The organism is Paraburkholderia bryophila (assembly GCF_013409255.1).
In the GTDB taxonomy this organism is placed as follows: domain Bacteria; phylum Pseudomonadota; class Gammaproteobacteria; order Burkholderiales; family Burkholderiaceae; genus Paraburkholderia.
In genome coordinates, this window is record NZ_JACCAS010000001.1 from 1856272 (window position 1) to 1877768 (window position 21497).

The window sequence follows — 21497 nt, forward strand, 5'->3', positions numbered from 1 at the left end:
CGCCGCCCGCTAAACCCCCACTGCGACAACAGGTTTTCCACCCTATACACTTCACGTCGAAACCTAATTCCGCCCATTACTCATAAGGCAAAAAACATGGACCGTTTCGAAGCGATGGAGATATTTACGCGGGTGGTGGAGGCGAACAGCTTCACCAAAGTATCCGAATCGCTCGACCTGCCCCGCGCCAAAGTCAGCCGCACGATTCAGGCGCTGGAGGAACACGTCGGCGTGCGTCTGTTGAACCGTTCGACGCGCCAGGTCAGCGTCACCGAAGACGGCGCGGCCTTCTACGAGCGCTGCGTGAGCATCCTCGCCGAAGTCGCCGAGGCCGAATCGTCGCTGTCGAACAAGCGCGAAAATCCGGCCGGCACGATTCGCGTGGATACGTCAGGCACGCTCGCGCGGGCGCTGCTGCTGCCCGCGCTCGACGATTTCTACCGCCAGTACCCCGAGATCGACGTGCGGCTCGGACTTGCGGATCGCAATATCGATCTGATTCAGGACGGCGTGGATTGCGTGATCCGCATGGGCACGCCGGAGGAGTCGAGTCTGGTGGCGCGGCGCATCGGCCAGGCGCGCATTGTTACGTGCGCGTCGCCGGCGTATCTGGAGCAGCACGGCACGCCGACCACGCTCGAAGAATTGAGCGAGCATCGCGCGGTCAATTACGTGTCGGCACGCACCGGTCGAACCTTCCCGTTCGAATACGAAGTGGCCGGCGAAATCGCCAAGGTCACGCTGAAGAGCGTGCTCGCCGTGAACGACGGCTCGGTCTATATCGGCGCGGCCGCGCTCGGCCACGGCATCATTCAGCCGTCGCGCTTCATGGTGGCCGATCTGATCAAGGAAGGCGCGCTGAAGGAAATCCTGACTGACCACACCAGCCCGAGCACGCCGCTGTCGATTCTGTACGCGCATCGCCGCAATCTGAGCTCGCGGCTGCGTGCGTTTATCGACTGGGTGAGCGAGTTGTCGCGCAACAATCCCGATCTGCGCATACCGGACGCTTGAACGGCAAGCGGTAATCAGCGGCAAGCACCCCGCGCACCAAAAGCAAAAACCCCATGCGTTGAAATAAACGCATGGGGTTTTTATTTGCAGAACCCGACTTCGCAGCAGTCAGACTCTCAACCTCGATCAGGCAATCCGCTCTTCGTTCGACGGATCGAACAGCACCGCCTTCGACGTATCGAACAACAGCGTGGTGTTCGTCAGCGGCTGCGGATTCGACGCCGGGTGCACACGGCTCACGATACGCTTGCCGTTCACTTGCGCGAACACCAGCGTATCCGGACCGGTCGGCTCGATCACGTCGACCTTCACTTCGATCGACTGCAACTGCGAGTTGTCGCCGTGCGCGCCGCGCGCGTCGGTGATGCGTTCCGGACGCAGACCCAGAATCACGTCACGGCCCACATGGGACTTCACCTTGGCCGAATCGAACGGCAGGTTCAACGCCGTGCGCGTCACGCCCGTATCCAGTTCGAGCGCCACACCTGCGCCCTGCTCCACCAGCTTGCCCTGAATGAAGTTCATCGGCGGCGCGCCGATGAAACCGGCCACGAACAGATTCGACGGCGAGTCGTAGATTTCCTGCGGCGCGCCGAACTGCTGCACGATGCCGTCTTTCATCACCGCGATGCGGTCGCCGAGCGTCATCGCTTCGATCTGATCGTGCGTCACGTAGACGATCGTCGTGCCGAGGCGTTGATGCAGCAGCTTGATTTCCGAACGCATCTCGATGCGCAGCTTGGCGTCGAGGTTCGACAGCGGTTCGTCGAACAGGAACATCACCGGATCGCGCGCGAGCGCACGGCCCATCGCCACGCGCTGACGCTGGCCGCCGGACAGTTGGCCCGGCTTGCGGTCCAGCAGGTGCGTGATCTGCAGCGTGTTCGACACACGGTCGACGATCTGCGCCTGCTCCTGCTTCGGCACCTTGCGGATGTTCAGGCCGAACGAGATGTTCTCGCGCACCGTCATCGACGGATACAGCGCGTACGACTGGAACACCATCGCGATATCGCGATCTTTCGGCGACAGGTTGTTCACCGTCTTGCCGTCGATCTGGATCTCGCCCTTGGTGACCGTTTCGAGGCCGGCGATCATGTTGAGCAGCGTCGACTTACCGCAGCCCGAGCCGCCGACCAGAATCAGGAACTGGCCGTCTTCGATGTCGATGTTGACACCCTTCAGAACCGGCACCCCGTTCGGGTAGGTCTTGTACACGTCACGGATGGAAAGGCTTGCCATGCTGTGAATCCTCTTTGTCTCTGGTACTGCTTGAAAACGTCTTATCGGGTGACGGCGCTGTCCGTTCGACGCGCCGCCCTCGGATGGTTTAGCCCGGCGTTAGCGTTAGCCTTTGACTGCGCCCGCCGTCAGGCCGCGCACGAAATAGCGTCCGGCCACGATGTAGACCAGCAAGGTGGGCAGCGCCGCGATGATCGCGCCGGCCATGTCCACGTTGTATTCCTTCACGCCGGTCGAAGTGTTCACGAGGTTGTTCAGCGCCACCGTGATCGGCATCGAATCGACGCCGGAGAACACGATCCCGAACAGGAAGTCATTCCAGATCTGCGTGAATTGCCAGATCAGGCACACCATGAAAATGGGCAGCGAGACCGGCATCAGAATCTTCGTGAAAATCGTGAAGAAACCCGCGCCGTCGATCCGCGCCGCTTTCACGAGTTCAGCCGGAATGCTGACGTAGAAGTTGCGGAAGAACATCGTCGTGAAGGCGATCCCGTAGATCACGTGCACCACCACCAGACCGGTCGTGGTGTTCGACAGACCCATCATGCCTTCGAAGCGCGCCATCGGCAGCAGGATCGCCTGGAACGGGATGAAGCAGCCGACCAGAATCATCGTGAAGATCGGGTCCGCGCCACGGAAGCGCCAGTGCGTCAGCACATAGCCGTTGAACGCGCCGATGATCGACGAGATCAGCACGGCGGGAATCACCATCCGCACCGAGTTCATGAAGAACGGCTGCATCCCGTCGCAGCGCACACCGGTACAGGCGCCGCTCCATGCCTTGATCCACGGATCGATGGTCCAGTGCGTGGGCGGCGTCAACAGATTGCCGGTGCGCAACTGATCGATGTCCTTGAACGACGTGGACAGCATCACGTACAGCGGAAACAGGAAGTACAGGGCGAACAGAATCAAGGCCGCATAAATGACGGCACGGCTGATCGTCATCTTAGGCTGCATTGCGGGTGCTCCTCGATTCCAGATACATCAGCGGCACGAGCACGGCGACGACGGTGGCGAGCATCATCATCGACGAAGCCGCGCCGACGCCCAGTTGCCCGCGATTGAACGAAAACGTGTACATGAAAATAGCCGGCAGCGACGAAGACGTGCCCGGACCGCCCGCGGTCAACGCGACGACCAGGTCGAAGGTCTTGATCGTGATGTGGCAGAGAATCAGCAGCACGGAGAAGAACACCGGACGCATGCTCGGAATCACGATCTTGCGATAGATGGTGGGCAGCGCCGCGCCGTCCATCTGGGCAGCCTTGAAGATTTCAGCGTCGACACCGCGCAAGCCCGCGAGAAACAGCGCCATCACGAAGCCGGTGGATTGCCAGACGGCCGCGATCACGACGCAGAAGATCGCCTTGTCCGGGTCTCCCAGCCAGCTGAACGAGAAGCTCGTCCAGCCCCAGTCGTGGAACACCTTTTCGAGGCCGACGCTCGGCGTCATGATCCATTGCCACGCGGTACCCGTCACGATGAACGACAGCGCCATCGGGTACAGGAACACGGCGCGCAGCGCGCCTTCGTTGCGGATCTGCTGATCAAGCAGGATCGCGAGGAACAGACCGAGACCGATACAGATACCGATGAACGGAATCCCGAACCAGCCGAGGTTGGCCGCCGACGTCCAGAACACGTCGTTATCGAACAGCTCGCGATAACGGTCGAGACCGACAAAATTATAACGAGGCATCAGCCGCGAATCGGACAGCGACAGAAAGCCGGTAATTGCGATGAAGCCATACACGAAGATCAGGCTGATCACGACGCTGGGTGCGAGCACCAGCTTCGGAATCCAGCGATCGGCAAGCGCCGCCATCGGCGACGTGCGGCGGGTAACGGTGGCCGTTTTCCCGTTTCCGCTGATAGAAGCAGTCACTACTCGACTCCTGCTGAAACTGAGCCGCCGCGATACTCGCGCCTGACAGACGCAAGGCTGCAACGACCTAGGTATGACTCGATAAATCCAGAGGTGAAACCGCCTGCCGACACTACAGTCAGTGCAGTCGGCGGTCTGAAGAGCGCGCCCGGAGTGCGTGGAGTCACACCGGACGCGCCGCTTCGCTTACTTCACTTACTTGGTCTTTGCTGCCTTCGCGAGCGCTGCAACCGCGCTCTTCGAATCCTGCTGCGAGTTCATGAACTTCGTGACCACGTCCGAGATCGCGCCGGCTGCTGCATCCGGTTGCGCCATGCCGTGAGCCAGCGACGGCACGTAGCCGCCCGACTTGATCGCCACTTGTTCATCCGCGTACGACTTCTTCGCGCAGTCGTCGAACTTGGCCATCGACACGCCCAGACGCACCGGGATCGAGCCCTTGTTCAGGCTGAACTGTTCCTGGAAGTCCGGCGACATGATCGTCTTGGCCAGAGCCAGTTGACCCGGCGTTGCGGTCTTTTGGCCCTTCTGCTGGAAGAACACGAACGAGTCGACGTTGAACGTGTAGGCCTTTTCCGTGCCCGGCACAGCAGCGCAGACGTAATCCACACCCGACTTCTTGCCGGCGTTGGCGAATTCGCCCTTCGCCCAGTCGCCCATGAACTGCATGCCGGCCTTGCCGTTGATGACCATGGCCGTGGCGAGGTTCCAGTCACGGCCCGTACGGCCCGCGTCGAAGTAACCCTGGATCTTGCGGACCGTGTCGAACACGCCGACCATCTGATCCGACGTCAGCGTCTTCTCGTCCAGATCCACCAGCGCCTTCTTGTAGAAGCCCGCGCCTTGCGACAGCACGACGTCTTCCCACAGCGTCAGGTCTTGCCACGGTTGACCGCCCATCGCGATCGGCTGGATGCCGTCGGCCTTCATCTTGTCGGCCAGCGCGAAGAACTCAGGCCACGTGGTCGGCACCTTGCCGCCAGCCTTGTCCAGCGCTGCCTTGTTGATGTACAGCCAGTTCACGCGGTGCACCGAGAACGGCGCTGCCACGTAGTGACCGTCGGCGTGCATGATCTTGTCGATTTCCGGCGGCAGATTCTTCTTCCAGTCGCCGGCGGCTGCGTCGATCGGCACCAGCACGCCTTGCGACGCCCAGTCCTGAATCAGCGGACCCTTGATCTGCGCGGCGCTCGGTGCGTTGCCCGAGATCACCTGCGTCTTCAGTGCCGTCATGGCAGCCGCGCCCGCGCCACCTGCAACCGCGAAGTCCTTCCACGTGTAACCCTGTTTCGTCATGTCGTCCTTGAGGACGCCGACGGCTTTCGATTCGCCGCCCGAAGTCCACCAGTGCAACACTTCGATCGACTCGGCAGCTTGAACGGCCGAGACGCCACACATCAGACCCGCGGCGCACAAAGCGCCCATGATCGCGCGAAATTTCATTGCTTATCTCCTCCAGACACCTGAACAAAAAACAAATGGCCCCTGATGTCGCCAGGGTGCTGTGGTTGGTTCAAACAGGCAAAACACTGGGCGATCGAGCACGGTCGGGCGCATGCGTAAAGCATGTGCCGGCGGACCGATGTCCGGCCGCTGGAAGCTCAACAGATGAGTGGTTCGGGATGCAACTGACTGTCTCCTCTTTTGATTTTTGCCTGCCCGCGTTGAGCGCGGCAGACTCGAGGTACCTTGCACGTCAATTCGGGCAATCGCCTTTGCTGGCCGGTCGGCTTCCCAGCGTTCCCTAAGGCTCGCCGGGCCGTGCTGGCACGTGCCGAAAGGCAATGTCCGTTAACATGCAGGGCGCGCCTGCCGATTCGGGAAAACGCGCATCTTGCCTGCCAGCGCACGCTTTTTTCATCGAATTAGCGCTACCTCTTGATTTGGATTGTAGTTAAACTACAATTCAGTGTCAAAAAATATTTTATCGGACTACGGTCGCCCTTTCCGGTCATCCCGGCGGCCCCAGGACATCGACGGAGACTCATGCAAACCGACTCAAGCTTCACCTTCGTTCTCTTCGGCGGAACCGGCGATCTGTCGATGCGCAAGATCCTGCCGGCATTGTTTGAAGCACACCGTGCAGGCGGCATGCTCGCGGATAGCGGCAAGATCGTCGCGGTGGCGCGGCATGCTTCGGATCGTGCGGATTACATCCAGTGGGTGAACGAGCACGTCAAATCGCATGTGTCGAAGAACGGGGTGGATGAAACGGCATGGGCCAGCTTTCTCGCGCGCATCGAGTTCATCAACATCGACCTCAGCAAAGCGGAAGACTTCGTGCAGTTGCGCGAGGTGATCGAGGGTTTGCCCGGTATTCGCGTGTTCTATCTGGCGACGGGGCCGTCGCTGTTCGTGCCGATCTGCCGCGCGCTCGCGTCGGTGGGGCTGAATGAAAATGCGCGCATCGTGCTGGAAAAGCCGCTCGGCTACGACCTGAAGTCGTCGAATGCGATTAACGATGCGGTCGGCGAAATCTTCACCGAAGAACAGATCTACCGGATCGACCACTACCTCGGCAAGGAACCGGTGCAGAACCTGCTGGCGCTGCGCTTCGGCAATGCGTTGTTCGAGCCGCTGTGGCGCCGCGAGTGGGTCGAGAGCATCCAGATCACGATTGCCGAGGAACTCGGCGTGGAAGCGCGCGGCGACTTCTACGACAACACCGGCGCGTTGCGCGACATGGTGCAGAACCATTTGCTGCAACTGCTTTCCATCGTCGCGATGGAACCGCCGCATTCCATGGATTCGGACTCGGTGCGCGATGAAAAGCTGCGCGTGCTGCGGGCGTTGAAACCGATCGATCCGCGCGATATCGGCAAGGTTGCCGTGCGCGGCCAGTATCATTCGGGCGTGATCCGCGGCAATGCGGTGCCGGCCTACGCCACCGAACCCGGCGTGAAGCCGGACAGCAGCACCGAAACCTTCGTCGCGCTGAAGGTCGAGATCGAGAACTGGCGTTGGGCCGGCGTGCCGTTTTTCCTGCGCACCGGTAAACGGCTGGCCGATCGCGTCGCCGAAATCGTGGTGAATTTTCGTGCGGTGCCGCATTCGGCGCTCGGCGCCTCGGCGTTGCGTGCCGGCGCGAACCGTCTGGTGATCCGTCTGCAGCCGAACGAAACCATTCGCCTCTACTGCCTCGCAAAGCAGCCGGGCGAAGGCATGAACCTCGCCAGCGTGCACCTCGACCTCGCGTTCGACCAGTTCTTCCGCGAAGGGCAAATGGAAGCGTATCAACGCCTGTTGCTCGACGTGATCAACGGCCGCCTCGCGCTGTTTGTGCGGCGCGACGAACAGGAAGCCGCATGGCGTTGGGTCGAACCGATCCTCAACGAATGGAAGGCGTCGATCAAGCCGCCGAAGCCGTATGCATCGGGTACGTGGGGACCGGCCGCCTCGAGCGCGATGCTCGCGCAGCACGGCACCTGCTGGCTCGAAGAAGAGAATTGAACTGACGCGCGGGACCTTCCCGCAGATCCAACAAAAAAGCAGCACGGAGGAGAAGTGATCCAGCTTCACGCTTTCGACGATCAACGCGCCCAATCCGACGCGTTGGCGAAAGCGGTCGGCGACGCATTACAAGCGTCGCTCGCCGCTCAGGCGGCCACATCCCAAAGCGGTGTGCGCCCGGCCATGCTTGCAGTGTCCGGCGGCAGCAGTCCGCGTCCGTTCCTGCAAACTTTGTCCACGCAAACTTTCGACTGGGCGCGCATTGCCGTGACGCTGGTCGACGACCGCTGGGTGCCCGAAACGGACAGCGCGAGCAACTCGCAACTGGCGCACGACACGCTGTTGCAGAACGCCGCGAAAAACGCCGCGTTCTGGCCGCTGGTCGACACAAGCCAGGAGCTGAACGCGCACGTTGCCGCGTTGAATACCGACCCGCGCTTTAGCGTGGTGCCGGACGTCGCAATTCTCGGCATGGGTGAAGACGGCCATACGGCATCGATCTTTGCCGACTCGCCCGAATGGGACCACGCGATCACCACGACCGAACGCTTCGTCGCCGTGCATCCCGGCAGCGCGCCGCATGCACGCGTGAGTTGGTCGCTGTCCGCCTTGAAAGAAGTGAAGCATCTGTTTTTGCTGATCGCAGGACCGCGCAAGATGGACGTGCTGAACGCCGCGTCCGCTTCGCTACAAAAAAATGCCATCTCGCAGTTGGCAAACGACAAGGGAGTGAGACTCGATGTCTACTGGTGTGCAAACTAAGGCTGTTCCGGGCGCGGGCCAGCACGCCGATGGACCGAGGCTGCTGGCCGACATCGGCGGCACCAATGCGCGCTTCGCACTGGAAAACGCACCGGGCGAGATCGGCTCGGTGCAGGTGTATCCGTGCGCGGACTATCCGGGTGTTACCGAAGTTATCAAAAAGTATCTGAAGGACGTCAAGATCGGCCGCGTGAATCATGCGGCGATCGCAATTGCGAACCCGGTCGACGGCGATCAGGTGAGCATGACCAATCACGACTGGAGCTTTTCGATCGAAGCCACGCGCCGTGCGCTCGGCTTCGACACGCTGCTCGTGGTGAACGACTTCACCGCGCTGGCCATGGCGCTGCCCGGTCTCACCGACCAGCAGCGCGTGCAGGTTGGCGGCGGCTCGCGCCGCCCGAATAGCGTGATCGGTTTGTTGGGCCCGGGCACCGGCATGGGCGTGTCCGGCCTGATTCCCGCCGACGACCGCTGGATCGCGCTCGGTAGCGAAGGCGGTCACGCCACCTTCGCACCGGCCGACGAAACTGAAGACATCGTGCTGCAGTACGCGCGCAAGAAGTGGCCGCATGTGTCGTTCGAACGGGTGGCCGCGGGACCTGGCATCGAAGTGATTTATCGCGCGCTCGCGGGCCGCGACAAGAAGCGCGTGGCGGCGAATGTCGACACGATCGAGATCGTCAAGCGCGCGCTGGAAGGCGAGCCGCTCGCGGCCGAGTCCGTCGATGTGTTCTGCGGCATTCTCGGCACGTTTGCCGGGAATATCGCGGTGACGCTCGGCGCGCTGGGCGGCATCTATATTGGTGGCGGCGTCGTGCCGCGGCTGGGCGAATTTTTCGCGAAGTCGTCGTTTCGCAAGCGGTTCGAGGCGAAGGGTCGCTTCGAGGCGTATTTGCAGAACGTGCCGACGTATGTGATTACCGCTGAGTATCCGGCGTTTCTCGGCGTGTCGGCGATTCTGGCCGAGCAGTTGTCGAATCGCGCGGGCGGGAGTTCATCGGCGGTGTTCGAGCGGATCCGGCAGATGCGCGATGCGTTGACGCCTGCTGAGCGGCGCGTGGCGGATCTGGCGTTGAATCATCCGCGCTCGATCATCAACGATCCGATTGTGGATATCGCGCGTAAGGCGGATGTGAGTCAGCCGACGGTGATTCGCTTTTGCCGGTCGCTTGGGTGCCAGGGGTTGTCGGATTTCAAGCTGAAACTGGCGACGGGGTTAACCGGGACGATTCCGGTGAGTCATAGCCAGGTGCATCTCGGCGATACGGCGACGGACTTCGGCGCGAAAGTGCTGGATAACACCGTGTCGGCGATTTTGCAGTTGCGCGAGCATTTGAATTTCGAGCATGTCGAGCGGGCTATCGATCTGCTGAACGGGGCTCGAAGGATCGAGTTTTATGGGCTCGGGAATTCGAATATCGTCGCGCAGGATGCGCATTACAAGTTCTTCCGGTTTGGGATTCCTACCATTGCGTATGGGGATCTGTACATGCAGGCGGCTTCTGCTGCCTTACTTGGAAAGGGGGATGTGATCGTTGCTGTGTCCAAGTCCGGGCGGGCGCCTGAGTTGCTGCGCGTGCTCGATGTTGCGATGCAGGCTGGGGCTAAGGTGATTGCTATTACCTCCAGTAATACGCCTTTGGCTAAGCGGGCTACTGTTGCGCTTGAGACCGATCACATTGAAATTCGTGAGTCGCAGTTGTCGATGATTTCCCGGATTTTGCATTTGGTCATGATTGATATTCTGGCTGTGGGGGTCGCTATTCGGCGGGCTGTGCCTTCTGCCGATGTGGCTGAAACTGTGGCTAAGGCCCGGCAAGGAGCCGATGATGATGCTTCCGCTGTGCTCGACTGGTTGAGTCACGGGGCGGCTTCTTCGGCTCGTGACTAGGTTCCGGGTTATGCCTTCGGTGCAGGTCTTTTCCTGCTTTGCAGAGGGTCTAAAACTGTTGCTTCCTTAGGAAGCAACAGTTCGAATCAGTTTTCCGCCGTGGTCTTCAGCGCCATCGCAGCATGGGCAGATGCGCTGCGGGCGTTGAGGCGCGTGCGACGGAAGTTGAAATAGACGCAACTCAGCGACAGAATCACAATGGCGAATATCAGCAGCGACTGGCTGGTAATCGTAGCGTCGCGCTTGCTGATCCTGTCGAACAGCAAGACGACGAAAGGCGAAATGGACAACGTCGTGCTAACTACCATCGGGCTGGATAATTCGATGCCTTTTTGCAGGCAGAAGTTGGTCATGGCCAGCCCAATTAACGCGATGGCCGCGATAATCGCCAACTCTACCGGCGTCACGGTGCTGAAGATACCTGCCGGCGTCATGACCCAGGAAATCATGACGAGTAGCGGGAAACGGGTAGACAGCACGACGTAACCCGGCAGGCCTTTGTTGGCGAAAACCTTCGACACGCCGATCGTCACCGACACCGTTATCGCACAGAGCACGGCGATCGCGCTTCCCAGCACCGCATTGCCTTCATGGCCCGCTGGTGTCTGAAGAATGTCCCGCAGCAGCAGGATCGTGCATAGCAGGATCATGCCGTGAAAAATCAGTGTGCTTTTGAGGACGACCTTGCGGCTTGCCAGCGTGTACAGCGTGATAAGCACCGGCGGCAGGCATTGGGTCAGGGTCACCACCGCGGCCGCATTCAGATATTTAATCGCGAAGAAATAGAATATCCAGTTTCCGGCAGACACCAGATTGAGCGCAAGAATATCGGCCTTCATACCCCTCAACGTCGCGATATGTTTTCGTCCCAGGATGAACGTCAACGTCGAATACAAGGTCATGACGATGGTGAAACTCATGGCCATCACAAAATAAACGTTCACGCCCTTGAGCCAGTGGCTCAAAAATACACTCTGAAACGAGGCGACGATGATGTTGCCCAGTATGAACAGAAATCCCTGAATCATGCTTTTACCTGTTGATTGGATAAGTGGGAACTAGCAGTCCAGCGTGGTCGACCGTTCCCACTCGCTGACGCTCTTCATATAGTCGTGCCATTGCCCGGTCCGCAAATTGACAATAGCGTCCGTCAGCGCACCGCCCAGGTAAGTTCGCACGATGTCGTCCCCGGCGAGATGGTTCAGGGCATCGAACAGGCTGGTCGGCAAGGCATGGCTCGCGAAACGTGTCGAAAAATAAGGGGCTTCCGCCGGACCCGGATCGGTTTGATGCGCAATGCCGCTCATGCCCGCCGCGAGTACTGCGAGTTGCAGCAAGTAGGGATTGGCCGCGCCATCGGGAATCCGGAATTCGAGCCGGTCGTGGGCAGGCACTCGAATCGCGTGGGTACGATTGTCCCCCGCCCACGAGAGCTTTTGCGAAACCCAGGTCGCACCCGACACCGTGCTGTTGGCGTTGAGACGTTTATAGCTGTTGACCGACGGGTTGGTCAGCGCGCAGATGGCCGGCGCGTGTTCGAGCAGACCCGCGGCGAAATGCAAACCGGTGTTCGACAGAAGCGCCTCTTCGTCGCGCTCGACGAAGAGGTTATCGCCGCTCGGACTCCACACGGAACAATGAATGTGGCACCCGCTTCCCGTTAAATTTTCAAACGGTTTCGGCATGAAGCAAGCCTTCATTCGGTGCTTTTCCGCGATGCTCTTTGCCGCAAATTTGAAAAAAGTATGTCGGTCTGCCGTGGTGAGCGCATCACTGTAGGTCCAGTTGATTTCAAACTGGCCGTTGGCGTCCTCATGATCGTTTTGATAGGGTTGCCAGCCGAGTTGATCGATCGTCTCGCAGATCTCGCCGATCACGTCGTAGCTGCGCATTAGCGCGACCTGATCGTAGCAGGGCTTGGTGTAGCTATCCTGATCGTCTCCAATACGCGCGCCATCGGCCGATAGCAGGAAGAACTCCGCTTCGACGCCTGTTTTGAGGACACGTCCGTGGTGTCGCTCCTGCTCCAGTTGCAGACGAAGCCGGTTGCGAGGGGACTGTTCCAGAAGCTTGCCGGCCATCGTCAGGTCGCCGGTAATCCAGGCAACACCGGGCTTCCACGGCAATGGGATAAAGGTCGTGGCATCGGGATGGACCACGATGTCCGGGTGGGCGGGCGTGAGATCGAAGTGCGCGGCAAAGCCGGCGAACGATGCACCGTTGCGCGTCAGTATCTCGAGTGCCGAAACGGGAACCAGCTTGGATCGCACGACGCCGAAGAGATCGGTAAAGGAAACCAGCAGGAATTTCGTACTGTGCTGCTCACAGAGCTTTTTTAACATATCAACGCCTATTTATCTTGCAGCGAAAACGGTCGGGCATCAGGCGGCGTTCTGGAATTCGGTCTTCGACAAAGCAACATAAGCGCCATTCATTGCGTCGATGAATCGGTCGAGAGAAGCGCGGCTTTCGGTCTCCGTCGGTTCGATCAGCATGGCCGCGGACAACTCGCCGGGAAACCATACGCAGCCCGCTCCTACCAGCGTGGGCGGATGAATGCCCGCTTCGATCAGCGATTGCGCCAGATCCGCCAGCGGCCGACGCAGGTCTCGCGCCGTGAGCAGACATTCATGCATGCAGGTCTTGCCGAATACGGAAGGGAAATGCTTGCCCAGATGAAATTGCACGTAGTTGGCATTCAGAATTGCGTGCTCCGAGGCTTCGCGCAGTCCTTTCGCACCCAGCGTGCGAATGTAGCTCCACGCTCTGATCAGCACCGAAACATGGCCGTAAAACTGCTTGATCTTGCCCACGCTGGACGCCACGGTTTCGTCGAGCCGCCAGCGCCGGCCCACTTCGTCATAGACGATCCTGGGCACGGGAAGATAGTCCGCCAGCGTTGCCTTGACAGCGACCGGGCCCGCTCCGGGACCGCCGCCGCCATGCGGTGTCGACAAGGTCTTGTGGACGTTGAGGTGAACCACGTCGAACCCCATGTCGCCAGGTCTCACCAACCCCATCAGCGCATTCATGTTGGCGCCGTCGTAGTAGAGCAATCCGCCTTGCGCATGAACGATTTCCGACACCTGCACGATGTTCTCTTCAAACAATCCCAGCGTGGAGGGATTGGTGATCATCAACCCGGCGACCCGATCGTTCATCTTGCGTTGCAGATCGTCGATGTCCAACATGCCGTCCGGCGTGGTCGCGATGATTTCGCAGCGGAAGCCCGCCATGGAGGCGGACGACGGATTGGTGCCGTGTGCGGAATCCGCGATCAGCAGGGTGTCGCGGCGTTGCTGACGGCTAGCGAAATATTTCCTGATCATCAACAAGCCGGTCAACTCGCCATGCGCGCCGGCCGCGGGATGAAGCGACACCGCATCCATGCCGGTCAGCTCGACGAGATACGTCTCCAGTTCGTGCAGAGTCAGCAGCAATCCCTGAATGTCGTCCAGCGGCTGCAACGGATGCACATGGCGAAACCCGTCTAGTGCCGCGTACTTGTCGTTTCGCTTCGGGTTGTACTTCATCGTGCATGAGCCGAGCGGGTAAATGCCCTGGTCAATGCTGTAGTTTTTTTGACTCAGACGGGTATAGCGGCGCACCACTTCGGATTCCGACAACTTCGGTAAGTGCAGACTGGAGCGCCTGGGCGGGTTGGACGCCAGCAACGCATCCAGTAGCGCGGGGACGGGCTGCGAGAACGACGCCGGCGTGACACCGGCGGCTTTCTCCCGCAGGACGCTCAGCGCATCTTCGAAGGCCTGTGCCGCGGCTTCAAGTTGCTGATCGTCTTTGGTCTCGGTGACCGCTATCAACAGCGAAGCCGGATACCCCCAGGCGGCGGCATCGATGCCGCCGTAGATTCCACGCTCACGGAGCGCCGCCAGCAGCACAGCAGCCGGCACCGGAAGAGAGAGCAGAAATTCATTGAAGAACGGACCGGGGAATTGCAGCCGTACGCCTTCGATTCGTGTCAGCCGCTCACACAAGGTGTGGGCATTCTTCGCATTGCGCCGCGCGAGCGTAACCAGCCCCCGATCTCCCGCCAAGGCGAGGAAGAAGGTGGCGCGCATGACGTTGTTCGCCTGATTGGTGCAGATGTTGCTCGTCGCTTTATCACGCGCGACGTGCTGCTCACGCTCTTCGTTGACGAGCGCAAACTCGCGCTGGCCCGCTTCTTCAGCCCGCCTGATGCCGACCATCCGACCGGGTATCGCAAACGCAAAAGCAGACTGGCATCCGAGGAAGCCCAGTGATGCGCCACCGGCATTCAGCGGATTTCCCAGCATCTGCCCTTCGCCACAGACGATATCGACGCCGAGTTCACCCGGCGGCACGAATATCCCGGACAGGAAAGGATGGTAGTAAAGAACCGACACGACATCGTACTGGCGGCATAACCGTACGACTGCCGGAATGTCCTCGGCAACGCCAAAGCAATTGGGCGACTGGAAACCGAAGGCGGCCGGCTTGTTCACCGCGAAATGCGTTTCGAGTTCATCCAGATCGAGTTGGCCCTTGCGGGTATAGCCGGTGGATTCGAACCGAACCGCCTTGCCGGCGAAACCGCTTTCGACAATCTGTCGGGTCTGCGGCCAGATCGTCTCCGCGAGAATGAACACGCCGTCTTGAGATGCCGCCCGATAGCACACCATGTTGAATGCATCGGCCATGGCGGTCGATCCGTCGTAGCAGGACGCGTTCACGACCGGCATACCCAGCAGCGACTGCATCATCTGCTGATACTCCCACAGCACTTCCAACGATCCCTGACTCATGCGCGGTTGGTAGGGGGTATAACTCGTCAGAAATTCGCCGCGTTCGCTCAGGTAGTCGACGACCGCCGGGATAGTATGTTCATACAGCCCACCGCCAAGAAAGCTGGTGCGGCTCAAGACGGAATGGTTGAGCGACGCGCGCTGGCGGATCAGCCGGTCGGATTGGCCTTCGTCGAGCGGCGCGGGCAGATTCAGATCCCGTTTCAGGCGGATCGTCGCCGGCATAGGGCTCAGGAGCTGCTCGATATGCGTCAGCCCCATCGAGTTGAGCATGGACTGCACATCTGCCTGAGTGTGGCAAGAATACGGGTTATGCATGGTTTGCTGTATGGCGTCCATTAATTGATCGCGGCCAACGTCACGACGACGCGCTTGTAAATGGAATCCGCGTGCCGATAGGCCTGCTCCAACGTATTCCCGGTCGCACAGATTTGCCCCAGCAGGATGTTTCCATGAGGCGGACGGAGATTGATGTCGCCCGGCGACAGGAAAATCTTGAAGTAAATCAGCTCGGGGGAGCGCTCGGCTTCCGGTGGCACGCTGATGTGCTGGATGCGGCCTTCGTCGCAAATCATGGCGATCGCCAGCACCACCTGGCCGGTGGGCTGCAGCGCCGGTTGCACCGGCTTGATCCCAAGGGCCATGTCGAACGACGCCTGCACCGGGCAATAGCCGTATGCCGCGCGAGTCATGTGCGAGATCGGGCCGCCACCGGCGCGCGCACCCATCTCAACCAGATAGGGCGTGCCATTGTGGTAACGGATTTCCGGGTGCAACGTTCCGCGGACGATTCCCTGCGCTTTCGCCGCTTTTTCCACCAACTCGCGGATCGCTTCGATCTGACCGGCATCGAGCCGCGTCGGCATGGTGTAAATGTCGTTGTCGAACAGATTGCCTTCCGGCGACAGCCGGTCGCCGATTGCACCGATCGTGACCTCGCCGTCCCATACCCAGGCCTCGAGGCTGTGCTCATTGCCGTTCAGGTAGGCTTCGACCAGGATACCGTTCGGACCTCTATCTGCGATCTGCGGCTCGGAGTCGGAAAAGGAGTGGATCGAAATGCCCTCCAACGCCTTGGGAAACACCGCCAACATCTGCTCGCGGCTGGCAATCTTGTAGATATGCTCGCTGCCGCCGCCAAGCGTCGGCTTGATAACGACCGGATAGCCAATGCGGTCGGCAAAATCCGCCGCGGCGTGCTCGTCATGCGCCAGCGAGAACGCAGGATGGTTGACGCCGCCTTTCTCGTGGGCCTGCCGCATGAAAAACTTGTTGCGGCAAGCCAGCCCGGCGGCATAGCCAAGACCCGGCTTGCCAAGCCTGGATGCGATCAACGACGTAGCAATGACAGAAAACTCCGTGAGTGTCACCACGCCATCGAACTGTTCGCTCTCATGCCATTTTGCGGCTTCGTCCACGAAATCTTGTGCCGTCCGGCCCGGTGCGACCCTCACGTTGGGCCGGTACAAATGGGCATGCTTCTCTGCGGCGATCAGAAAATAAAGCGCATATCCTTTTTCGATGAAAGACCGGTATTGCGTGTTCTTGCATTCGCCGGAAGGATCGACTTCAACCACAAGCAACTTAGGCACGAGATCACTCCACGTAAAAAGGTTTATTCGGCCCAGCCCAACTGACGGGCCGAATACGGTTGAATGAAGGGCGATGCGTATCCGTCTTCGCGCCACAAAATGGGGAAATCCGTCTCGTCCATGGTGAGATCGCCGAAGCGCTTATAGCGGCTGTATGTGCGATTGACGGCTTTCGGATTCGGGTTGTACTCGCATTCCGAGGACATGCAGTGCGCGACGACAGTGCGCCGCGGCAGGTCCCGCCTGTTGACATTCGACCCATGCCACACCCAGCCTGAATGGAAGGTGCCACCGCCGGCAGGCACTTCGACCTTCACCGTATCGAAGTCGTCGAACTGCATTTTCCTGGTGGCTGCGCGCAGATCTTCATGGGGATCGTCCGGCCCATGAAACTGGCGGATCTTGCCCGTCTTGTGCCACAGATGCGAGCCTTTCACATACTCGACCGTCCCGCCTTCCGCGGTCGTGTCGTCCAGTGCGATCCAGCAGCTCACCCAGTCGTTGGGCACGATGAACTCTTCATAAGACGAGTCCTGATGAAAGCCGATCGGGCGGCCGCCCGGTGGCTTCCATAGCAGGTTGTCCTGCGTGATACGGGTGCCGGGCCAACCGCCAAGCCGGGCGCACGCTTCGCCGATGGCGGGTTGAAGAATCACACTCGCCACATAACGGTCGGACTTCCATCCGTTGCAAATCTGGCGAGTGAGCTGTTCGTCGTCGCGGCCGTGCTTCCAGTTGACCTCGTCGGGATCCAGGCCCGTTTCGTATTCGCCATAGAAGATCTTGTCGAAGCGCTCCAGCAGCAGGCTCACCTCGTCTTTCTCAATGATCCTGTCAACGATGATGAAACCATTTTCGCGGTAATCATCGACCTGCTTATCGGTAATGCTAATCATCGTTCTCCCCTCTCATCAAGCATGATCGATATCGTCGCCAACACGGGCGAACCACACCATATCCGTGAAAACCGATTCGACTTCGGCCGGCGTGCAGACAAATCCCTTGAGCTTGAAGAACATGTGATAAGCGTTCGCGTCGGGCTCAACGTTCGACAACTCGAATTGCAGCGACTTGTCGACGGCGAGCGCGTCCATCAATGCGGTCAAACCGGTCATATCCATTTCCTTTCGTGACGGTCGTTTCTGGTGACGAGAAGGCAGGCTCAGGAGCGGACCACGCGCCAGCCGTTCAGGTACAGCACCACGTCGTCGGACGTATTGCGCAGGAATTCGATCGCGGCTTCCGGCGTTTCGATAATCGGCTCGCCCGGTCCGTTCAGCGAGGTGTTCATCACGACGGGACAGTGCGTCTTCGCGTAGAAAGCATTGATCACTTCGTGATAGCGGCCGTTTTCCCGCGTTACCGTTTGGACACGCGATGTTTGGTCCACGTGAGTGACGGCCGGCAGCAGATTGTTTTTCGCTGTGAAGTTAAACAGCATGTAAGGTGAATTGGCCGGACCACCGTCGAAGTAATCGCGCAGCATTTCTTTCAGAATCGCCGGTGCAAACGGGCGCCACAGGGCGCGCGTCTTAACGTTGTTGACACGCGGCCAATTGTCGGCTTGACGCGGATCGGCCATCAGGGAACGGTGGCCTAGCGCGCGCGGCCCGACTTCGCTACTGCCGTCGAAGAACGCGAGAATCCGGTTCTTGTCCAGGTCGTTCGCCGCGGCTTCGCCCAGATGCCGCGGACGCTCGAACGTAATGCCTTCAGCCCGTTCCAGCGCGCTCAGGCACTGTTCGTCGGTGACGGGATTGCCGAGGTAGGGGCTGACGGGCAGCACGGCGGAGCGTTGGATGAGCGGCTGGCCGAGCAGATTGTGGTAAGCCCACAGGCCAGCACCAATCGCGCACCCGCTGTCGTCGGTGAAAGGCGGCACGAACAGATCGTCGAACAGCTTGCTGTCGTAGATCCTGGTATTCGACGGGCAGTTCAGCATGCAGCCACCGGCCAGACACAATCCCTCCGCCGGCAGGTCGAGGCGGGCAACGATGTCTTTCGCCACTTCCGCGGTCGCGAACATCGTCTCTTCGAACAGCTTCTGCAGCGTGGCGGCCAGATCGATATTCGGGCCCTCAAGCACTTTGTCCGGGTCCCCCAGCAACGCCATGTCGTAGCCGTTCTCCTTGAGTTGCTGGAGCAGGTATTCGTGCCATGCGTAACGTTTCTCGGCTGCGGCCGGAAGGACGCCCCGTTCTTGCAGCGCATCGAAGTCCGCGGCGTTGCCGACCAGTTCCGGTTTGAAGAGGGAGGGCTTCCCATAAGGCGCAAGCCCCATCATCTTGCCGTCTGGGGAACCGCCAAGCTTGATCAACGAACGCGAGGTCTGCGAGTAAAAGCCGCCGATCTCCAGATGATTCGGCGTGATCGGCGTCAGGACATGGTCCCGACCGTGGAAGAACCAGCCGCCGCGCATGCCGCCGGCGCCGCCGTCGGCCGTGATGACAGCAGCCGAAGAATAGCCTGAGCAGTAATAGGCGGTGGCCGCATGGGCCGCGTGGTGATTGACGATATAGCAGGGCAGCGATTTGCCCATGAACACCGCGCTGGCCGGAAAGTGAAAGCCGTAAGGTGCCTGGTCGAACGAACTGGCGGAGTCGCCTATGGCTTCCGCTATTTCACGCAGGGGCACATAGGGGGTGGCATGATCGACTTTCGCGAAGTCCATCCACGGAATGAAGACAAAGGAAGCCGCGCGGTCGCGATAGCGCGGATCGAGCGCGTGCGGCACCAACATTCGGCGTAAGCGGAGCGCCTTCTCCTCGGGCGAATTGCCAAGGAAGAAATCCACCGGATCCTTGCCTTCCTGCAGTAAATGCGCCTCGATCAGCGACGGCACCTGGTCGGCCGGGTGACGCCGGTATTCAACCGACAGCAGACCATCCATTTCGATATAGACATCTTCTCGCTGGGTCGAAGTCAGTGCGATGGCGTCGATGTCGTCCGGAGTAATGCCGTGCTTTTGCATGAACTGCAAAATGAGCTCGGAACTGAGACCAATGAACAGCTTTTTCTTCTTGACGCGCTCAGATAACTGCGACCCTATGATTTCTCCGTTCCGGATGAACGTGACAGCCGAATCGTGCCCAAAGTGAAATGCCAAAACATTCATCTTAATTCCTCGACATGCCGTCATGCGACATGATTATTTTTTAGTCTAAATTATTCGCCGAAATTAATATGCGCGAGCGCAGGCACTCCCATTAAAGATGGGAGTGATCAACAGCAAGAGACGCCAATGCATATCAAAAGCAAGCGATGTAGCTAGTTGAAAAATTCTAGAAAATCAATATCCGATTGAAACGTCGATCCCTGCCCGAATGGACAAAGAATGAGAAAATCCGACCACACCCCGCCTGGTCGGAAGTCGAACAACGAATACACCCTTAGCATTTCCTGCGGGCATCTTCAAGACAGAGAGGCGTGATCGATAGTTGCGCGCTGACGATATCCGATTGCAATCTTATCTTTTAATTGCGCCCAAACCTTATTCGATTCCACTAAATCAAAATTAACTCAAGGCAAATTCACGTTTTACAATTTTCAGAATAATACATGAACGTCTTTTTCCACGCAATAGGACCCCGACAGTCCACCCTAGAATCAACCGATGCGATTTGAATAATCACGTTAAAAGTTACCAATATTTAACGATTATGTACGCAGCATGAAATTGCCTTGCAAAGATGCTTAATCAATTTATACGCAAAAAGAATAGAATTGAAATTCATTGGGCATTCTTATAGGCGAAACGAACTCAGCACGGCAGCATCGGGCAAGGCGCGCCCGGCGGGCAAGTACTTGGAAGATACCAGCGCCAGAAGCGATAAAATCTCCCGCATTGCCGCAGCCCAAACCCGAGCCCCTGATGATCATCCGCCCGCACCTCCACTGGTTCCGCATGCTGCTAGCCTGGCGAGGCTCGGTCCTCCCGCGACTGCTCCCGCGCTTATTCCTGATCTTCTGCATTTCGATCATCGCGGTAGCGGCGCACGACCATCTGCTCCCGGTGTCGTTGAACCTGAACACCACCGCCCCCTTCTCGCTAATAGGCATAGCTCTGGCGGTATTCCTTGGCTTCCGGAACAACGCCAGCTACGACCGCTGGTGGGAGGCGCGCAAACTCTGGGGCCAATTGCTGAACGAGTCGCGCTCGCTAACCCGCGAGGTCCTCACACTGCCGAGCCGGCCACTCCCCAAAGAAGACACGCAGGAATTTTTCGCCGCCCTAAGCGCCCTACCGCACGCACTGCGTCACCAACTCCGCAAGAGCGACCCAACCGAAGACCTCACAGCACGCCTGCCACAAGCCCTCTTCAACCGCGTCATAGTGTCGCGCTACAAACCCGCAACCCTGATGCTCTACCTCGGCGAATGGGTCCAACGCCAGGCGCGCGCAGGCGCCATCGACCCGATGGCCGTGATCGCCTTCGATCGAAATCTGAATGGACTCTCTGATGTAATCGGCGGATGCGAGCGCATCGCCTCGACGCCGCTGCCGTTCGCCTATTCGGTGATGATTCACCGCACGGTCTATTTCTTCTGCGCGTCGCTGCCGTTCGGTCTGGTGGACAGCATCGGCATTTTCACGCCGGTGTTCGCGGTGTTCGTCGCGTACACCTTCATGGCGCACGAAGCCATCGCATCGCAAATCGAAGAACCCTTCGGCACCGACGACAACGACCTCGCACTCAACGCGATATCCGCGACGATCGAAGACGCCACACGCGATCTGCTAGGCGAAGCGTCTCTGCCGATGCCCAAGCCGCAACCCGAAGACTACGCGCTAGATTGATCGATTCGCACGGGGCACTGAGCACGAAGCGCGGTCCACGTCGGTGAATACGCGGTCCAGCGCGAGTTCG

The 21497-nt window shown here is 59.4% G+C and carries 16 protein-coding genes; 5 read left to right on the plus strand and 11 right to left on the minus strand.

Annotated features, from left to right (window positions below):
- Positions 1–96 precede the first annotated feature (96 nt).
- Positions 97–1014: a LysR family transcriptional regulator gene (locus GGD40_RS08310; protein ID WP_179706394.1), complete on the plus strand. Its 918-nt coding sequence runs from the start codon at positions 97–99 to the stop codon at positions 1012–1014.
- Positions 1015–1140: 126 nt separating this feature from the next.
- Here the strand turns inward: GGD40_RS08310 and GGD40_RS08315 are convergent, their stop codons facing one another.
- The 4 genes from GGD40_RS08315 to GGD40_RS08330 all read right to left on the minus strand — a co-directional run bounded on the left by GGD40_RS08315 (position 1141) and on the right by GGD40_RS08330 (position 5590).
- A complete protein-coding gene (locus GGD40_RS08315) occupies positions 1141–2256 on the minus strand; it encodes an ABC transporter ATP-binding protein (protein WP_179706395.1) in 1116 nt (371 codons plus the stop codon).
- Between the two features lie 105 nt (positions 2257–2361).
- Complete coding sequence (locus GGD40_RS08320) at positions 2362–3219, minus strand: carbohydrate ABC transporter permease (protein WP_105507541.1); 858 nt, start codon at positions 3217–3219, stop codon at positions 2362–2364.
- The gene (locus GGD40_RS08325) at positions 3209–4147 is read right to left on the minus strand and encodes a carbohydrate ABC transporter permease (protein WP_179706396.1); all 939 of its coding nucleotides are present in this window, start codon (positions 4145–4147) and stop codon (positions 3209–3211) included. Before GGD40_RS08325 ends, GGD40_RS08320 begins: the two co-directional genes overlap by 11 nt.
- A 195-nt stretch (positions 4148–4342) precedes the next feature.
- Positions 4343–5590 carry an ABC transporter substrate-binding protein gene (locus GGD40_RS08330; protein WP_035552441.1) on the minus strand — a complete coding sequence of 416 codons (1248 nt, stop codon included), beginning with the start codon at positions 5588–5590 and terminating at the stop codon, positions 4343–4345.
- 543 nt (positions 5591–6133) lie between these two features.
- Between GGD40_RS08330 and zwf the strand changes: the two genes are divergently transcribed.
- The 3 genes from zwf to GGD40_RS08345 are packed head-to-tail and all read left to right on the plus strand — an operon-like array spanning position 6134 to position 10253.
- Positions 6134–7597, plus strand: a complete 1464-nt coding sequence (zwf, locus tag GGD40_RS08335; protein ID WP_179743335.1) for a glucose-6-phosphate dehydrogenase — start codon at positions 6134–6136, stop codon at positions 7595–7597.
- A gap of 54 nt (positions 7598–7651) precedes the next feature.
- Positions 7652–8359 carry a 6-phosphogluconolactonase gene (pgl, locus tag GGD40_RS08340; protein WP_179706398.1) on the plus strand — a complete coding sequence of 236 codons (708 nt, stop codon included), beginning with the start codon at positions 7652–7654 and terminating at the stop codon, positions 8357–8359.
- Positions 8337–10253, plus strand: coding sequence for a bifunctional transcriptional regulator/glucokinase (locus tag GGD40_RS08345; RefSeq protein ID WP_179743336.1), 1917 nt, complete (start codon positions 8337–8339; stop codon positions 10251–10253). Before pgl ends, GGD40_RS08345 begins: the two co-directional genes overlap by 23 nt.
- Positions 10254–10339: 86 nt before the next feature.
- Here the strand turns inward: GGD40_RS08345 and GGD40_RS08350 are convergent, their stop codons facing one another.
- Genes GGD40_RS08350 through GGD40_RS08385 form a run of 7 tightly spaced genes read right to left on the minus strand, consistent with a single transcriptional unit; the run spans position 10340 to position 19768 of the window.
- Positions 10340–11281 (minus strand): hypothetical protein, encoded by a 942-nt coding sequence (locus GGD40_RS08350; protein ID WP_179743337.1) that lies wholly within the window; start codon positions 11279–11281, stop codon positions 10340–10342.
- A 30-nt stretch (positions 11282–11311) separates the two neighbouring features.
- The gene (gene glnT, locus GGD40_RS08355) at positions 11312–12595 is read right to left on the minus strand and encodes a type III glutamate--ammonia ligase (RefSeq protein ID WP_179743338.1); all 1284 of its coding nucleotides are present in this window, start codon (positions 12593–12595) and stop codon (positions 11312–11314) included.
- Positions 12596–12634: 39 nt separating this feature from the next.
- Positions 12635–15376: an aminomethyl-transferring glycine dehydrogenase subunit GcvPB gene (gcvPB, locus tag GGD40_RS36650; RefSeq protein ID WP_306456592.1), complete on the minus strand. Its 2742-nt coding sequence runs from the start codon at positions 15374–15376 to the stop codon at positions 12635–12637.
- Positions 15376–16629: an ATP-grasp domain-containing protein gene (locus GGD40_RS36860; RefSeq protein WP_179743339.1), complete on the minus strand. Its 1254-nt coding sequence runs from the start codon at positions 16627–16629 to the stop codon at positions 15376–15378. Before GGD40_RS36860 ends, gcvPB begins: the two co-directional genes overlap by 1 nt.
- A gap of 23 nt (positions 16630–16652) precedes the next feature.
- The gene (locus GGD40_RS08375) at positions 16653–17525 is read right to left on the minus strand and encodes a phytanoyl-CoA dioxygenase family protein (RefSeq protein WP_179706408.1); all 873 of its coding nucleotides are present in this window, start codon (positions 17523–17525) and stop codon (positions 16653–16655) included.
- Between the two features lie 15 nt (positions 17526–17540).
- Complete coding sequence (locus tag GGD40_RS08380) at positions 17541–17744, minus strand: hypothetical protein (RefSeq protein WP_179706410.1); 204 nt, start codon at positions 17742–17744, stop codon at positions 17541–17543.
- Positions 17745–17791: 47 nt separating this feature from the next.
- Positions 17792–19768, minus strand: coding sequence for a carbamoyltransferase C-terminal domain-containing protein (locus tag GGD40_RS08385; RefSeq protein WP_179743340.1), 1977 nt, complete (start codon positions 19766–19768; stop codon positions 17792–17794).
- A 732-nt stretch (positions 19769–20500) separates the two neighbouring features.
- On the opposite strand from GGD40_RS08385, the gene GGD40_RS08390 reads away from it, so the two are divergent.
- Positions 20501–21427: a bestrophin family protein gene (locus tag GGD40_RS08390; RefSeq protein ID WP_179706414.1), complete on the plus strand. Its 927-nt coding sequence runs from the start codon at positions 20501–20503 to the stop codon at positions 21425–21427.
- Positions 21428–21497: the final 70 nt, after the last annotated feature.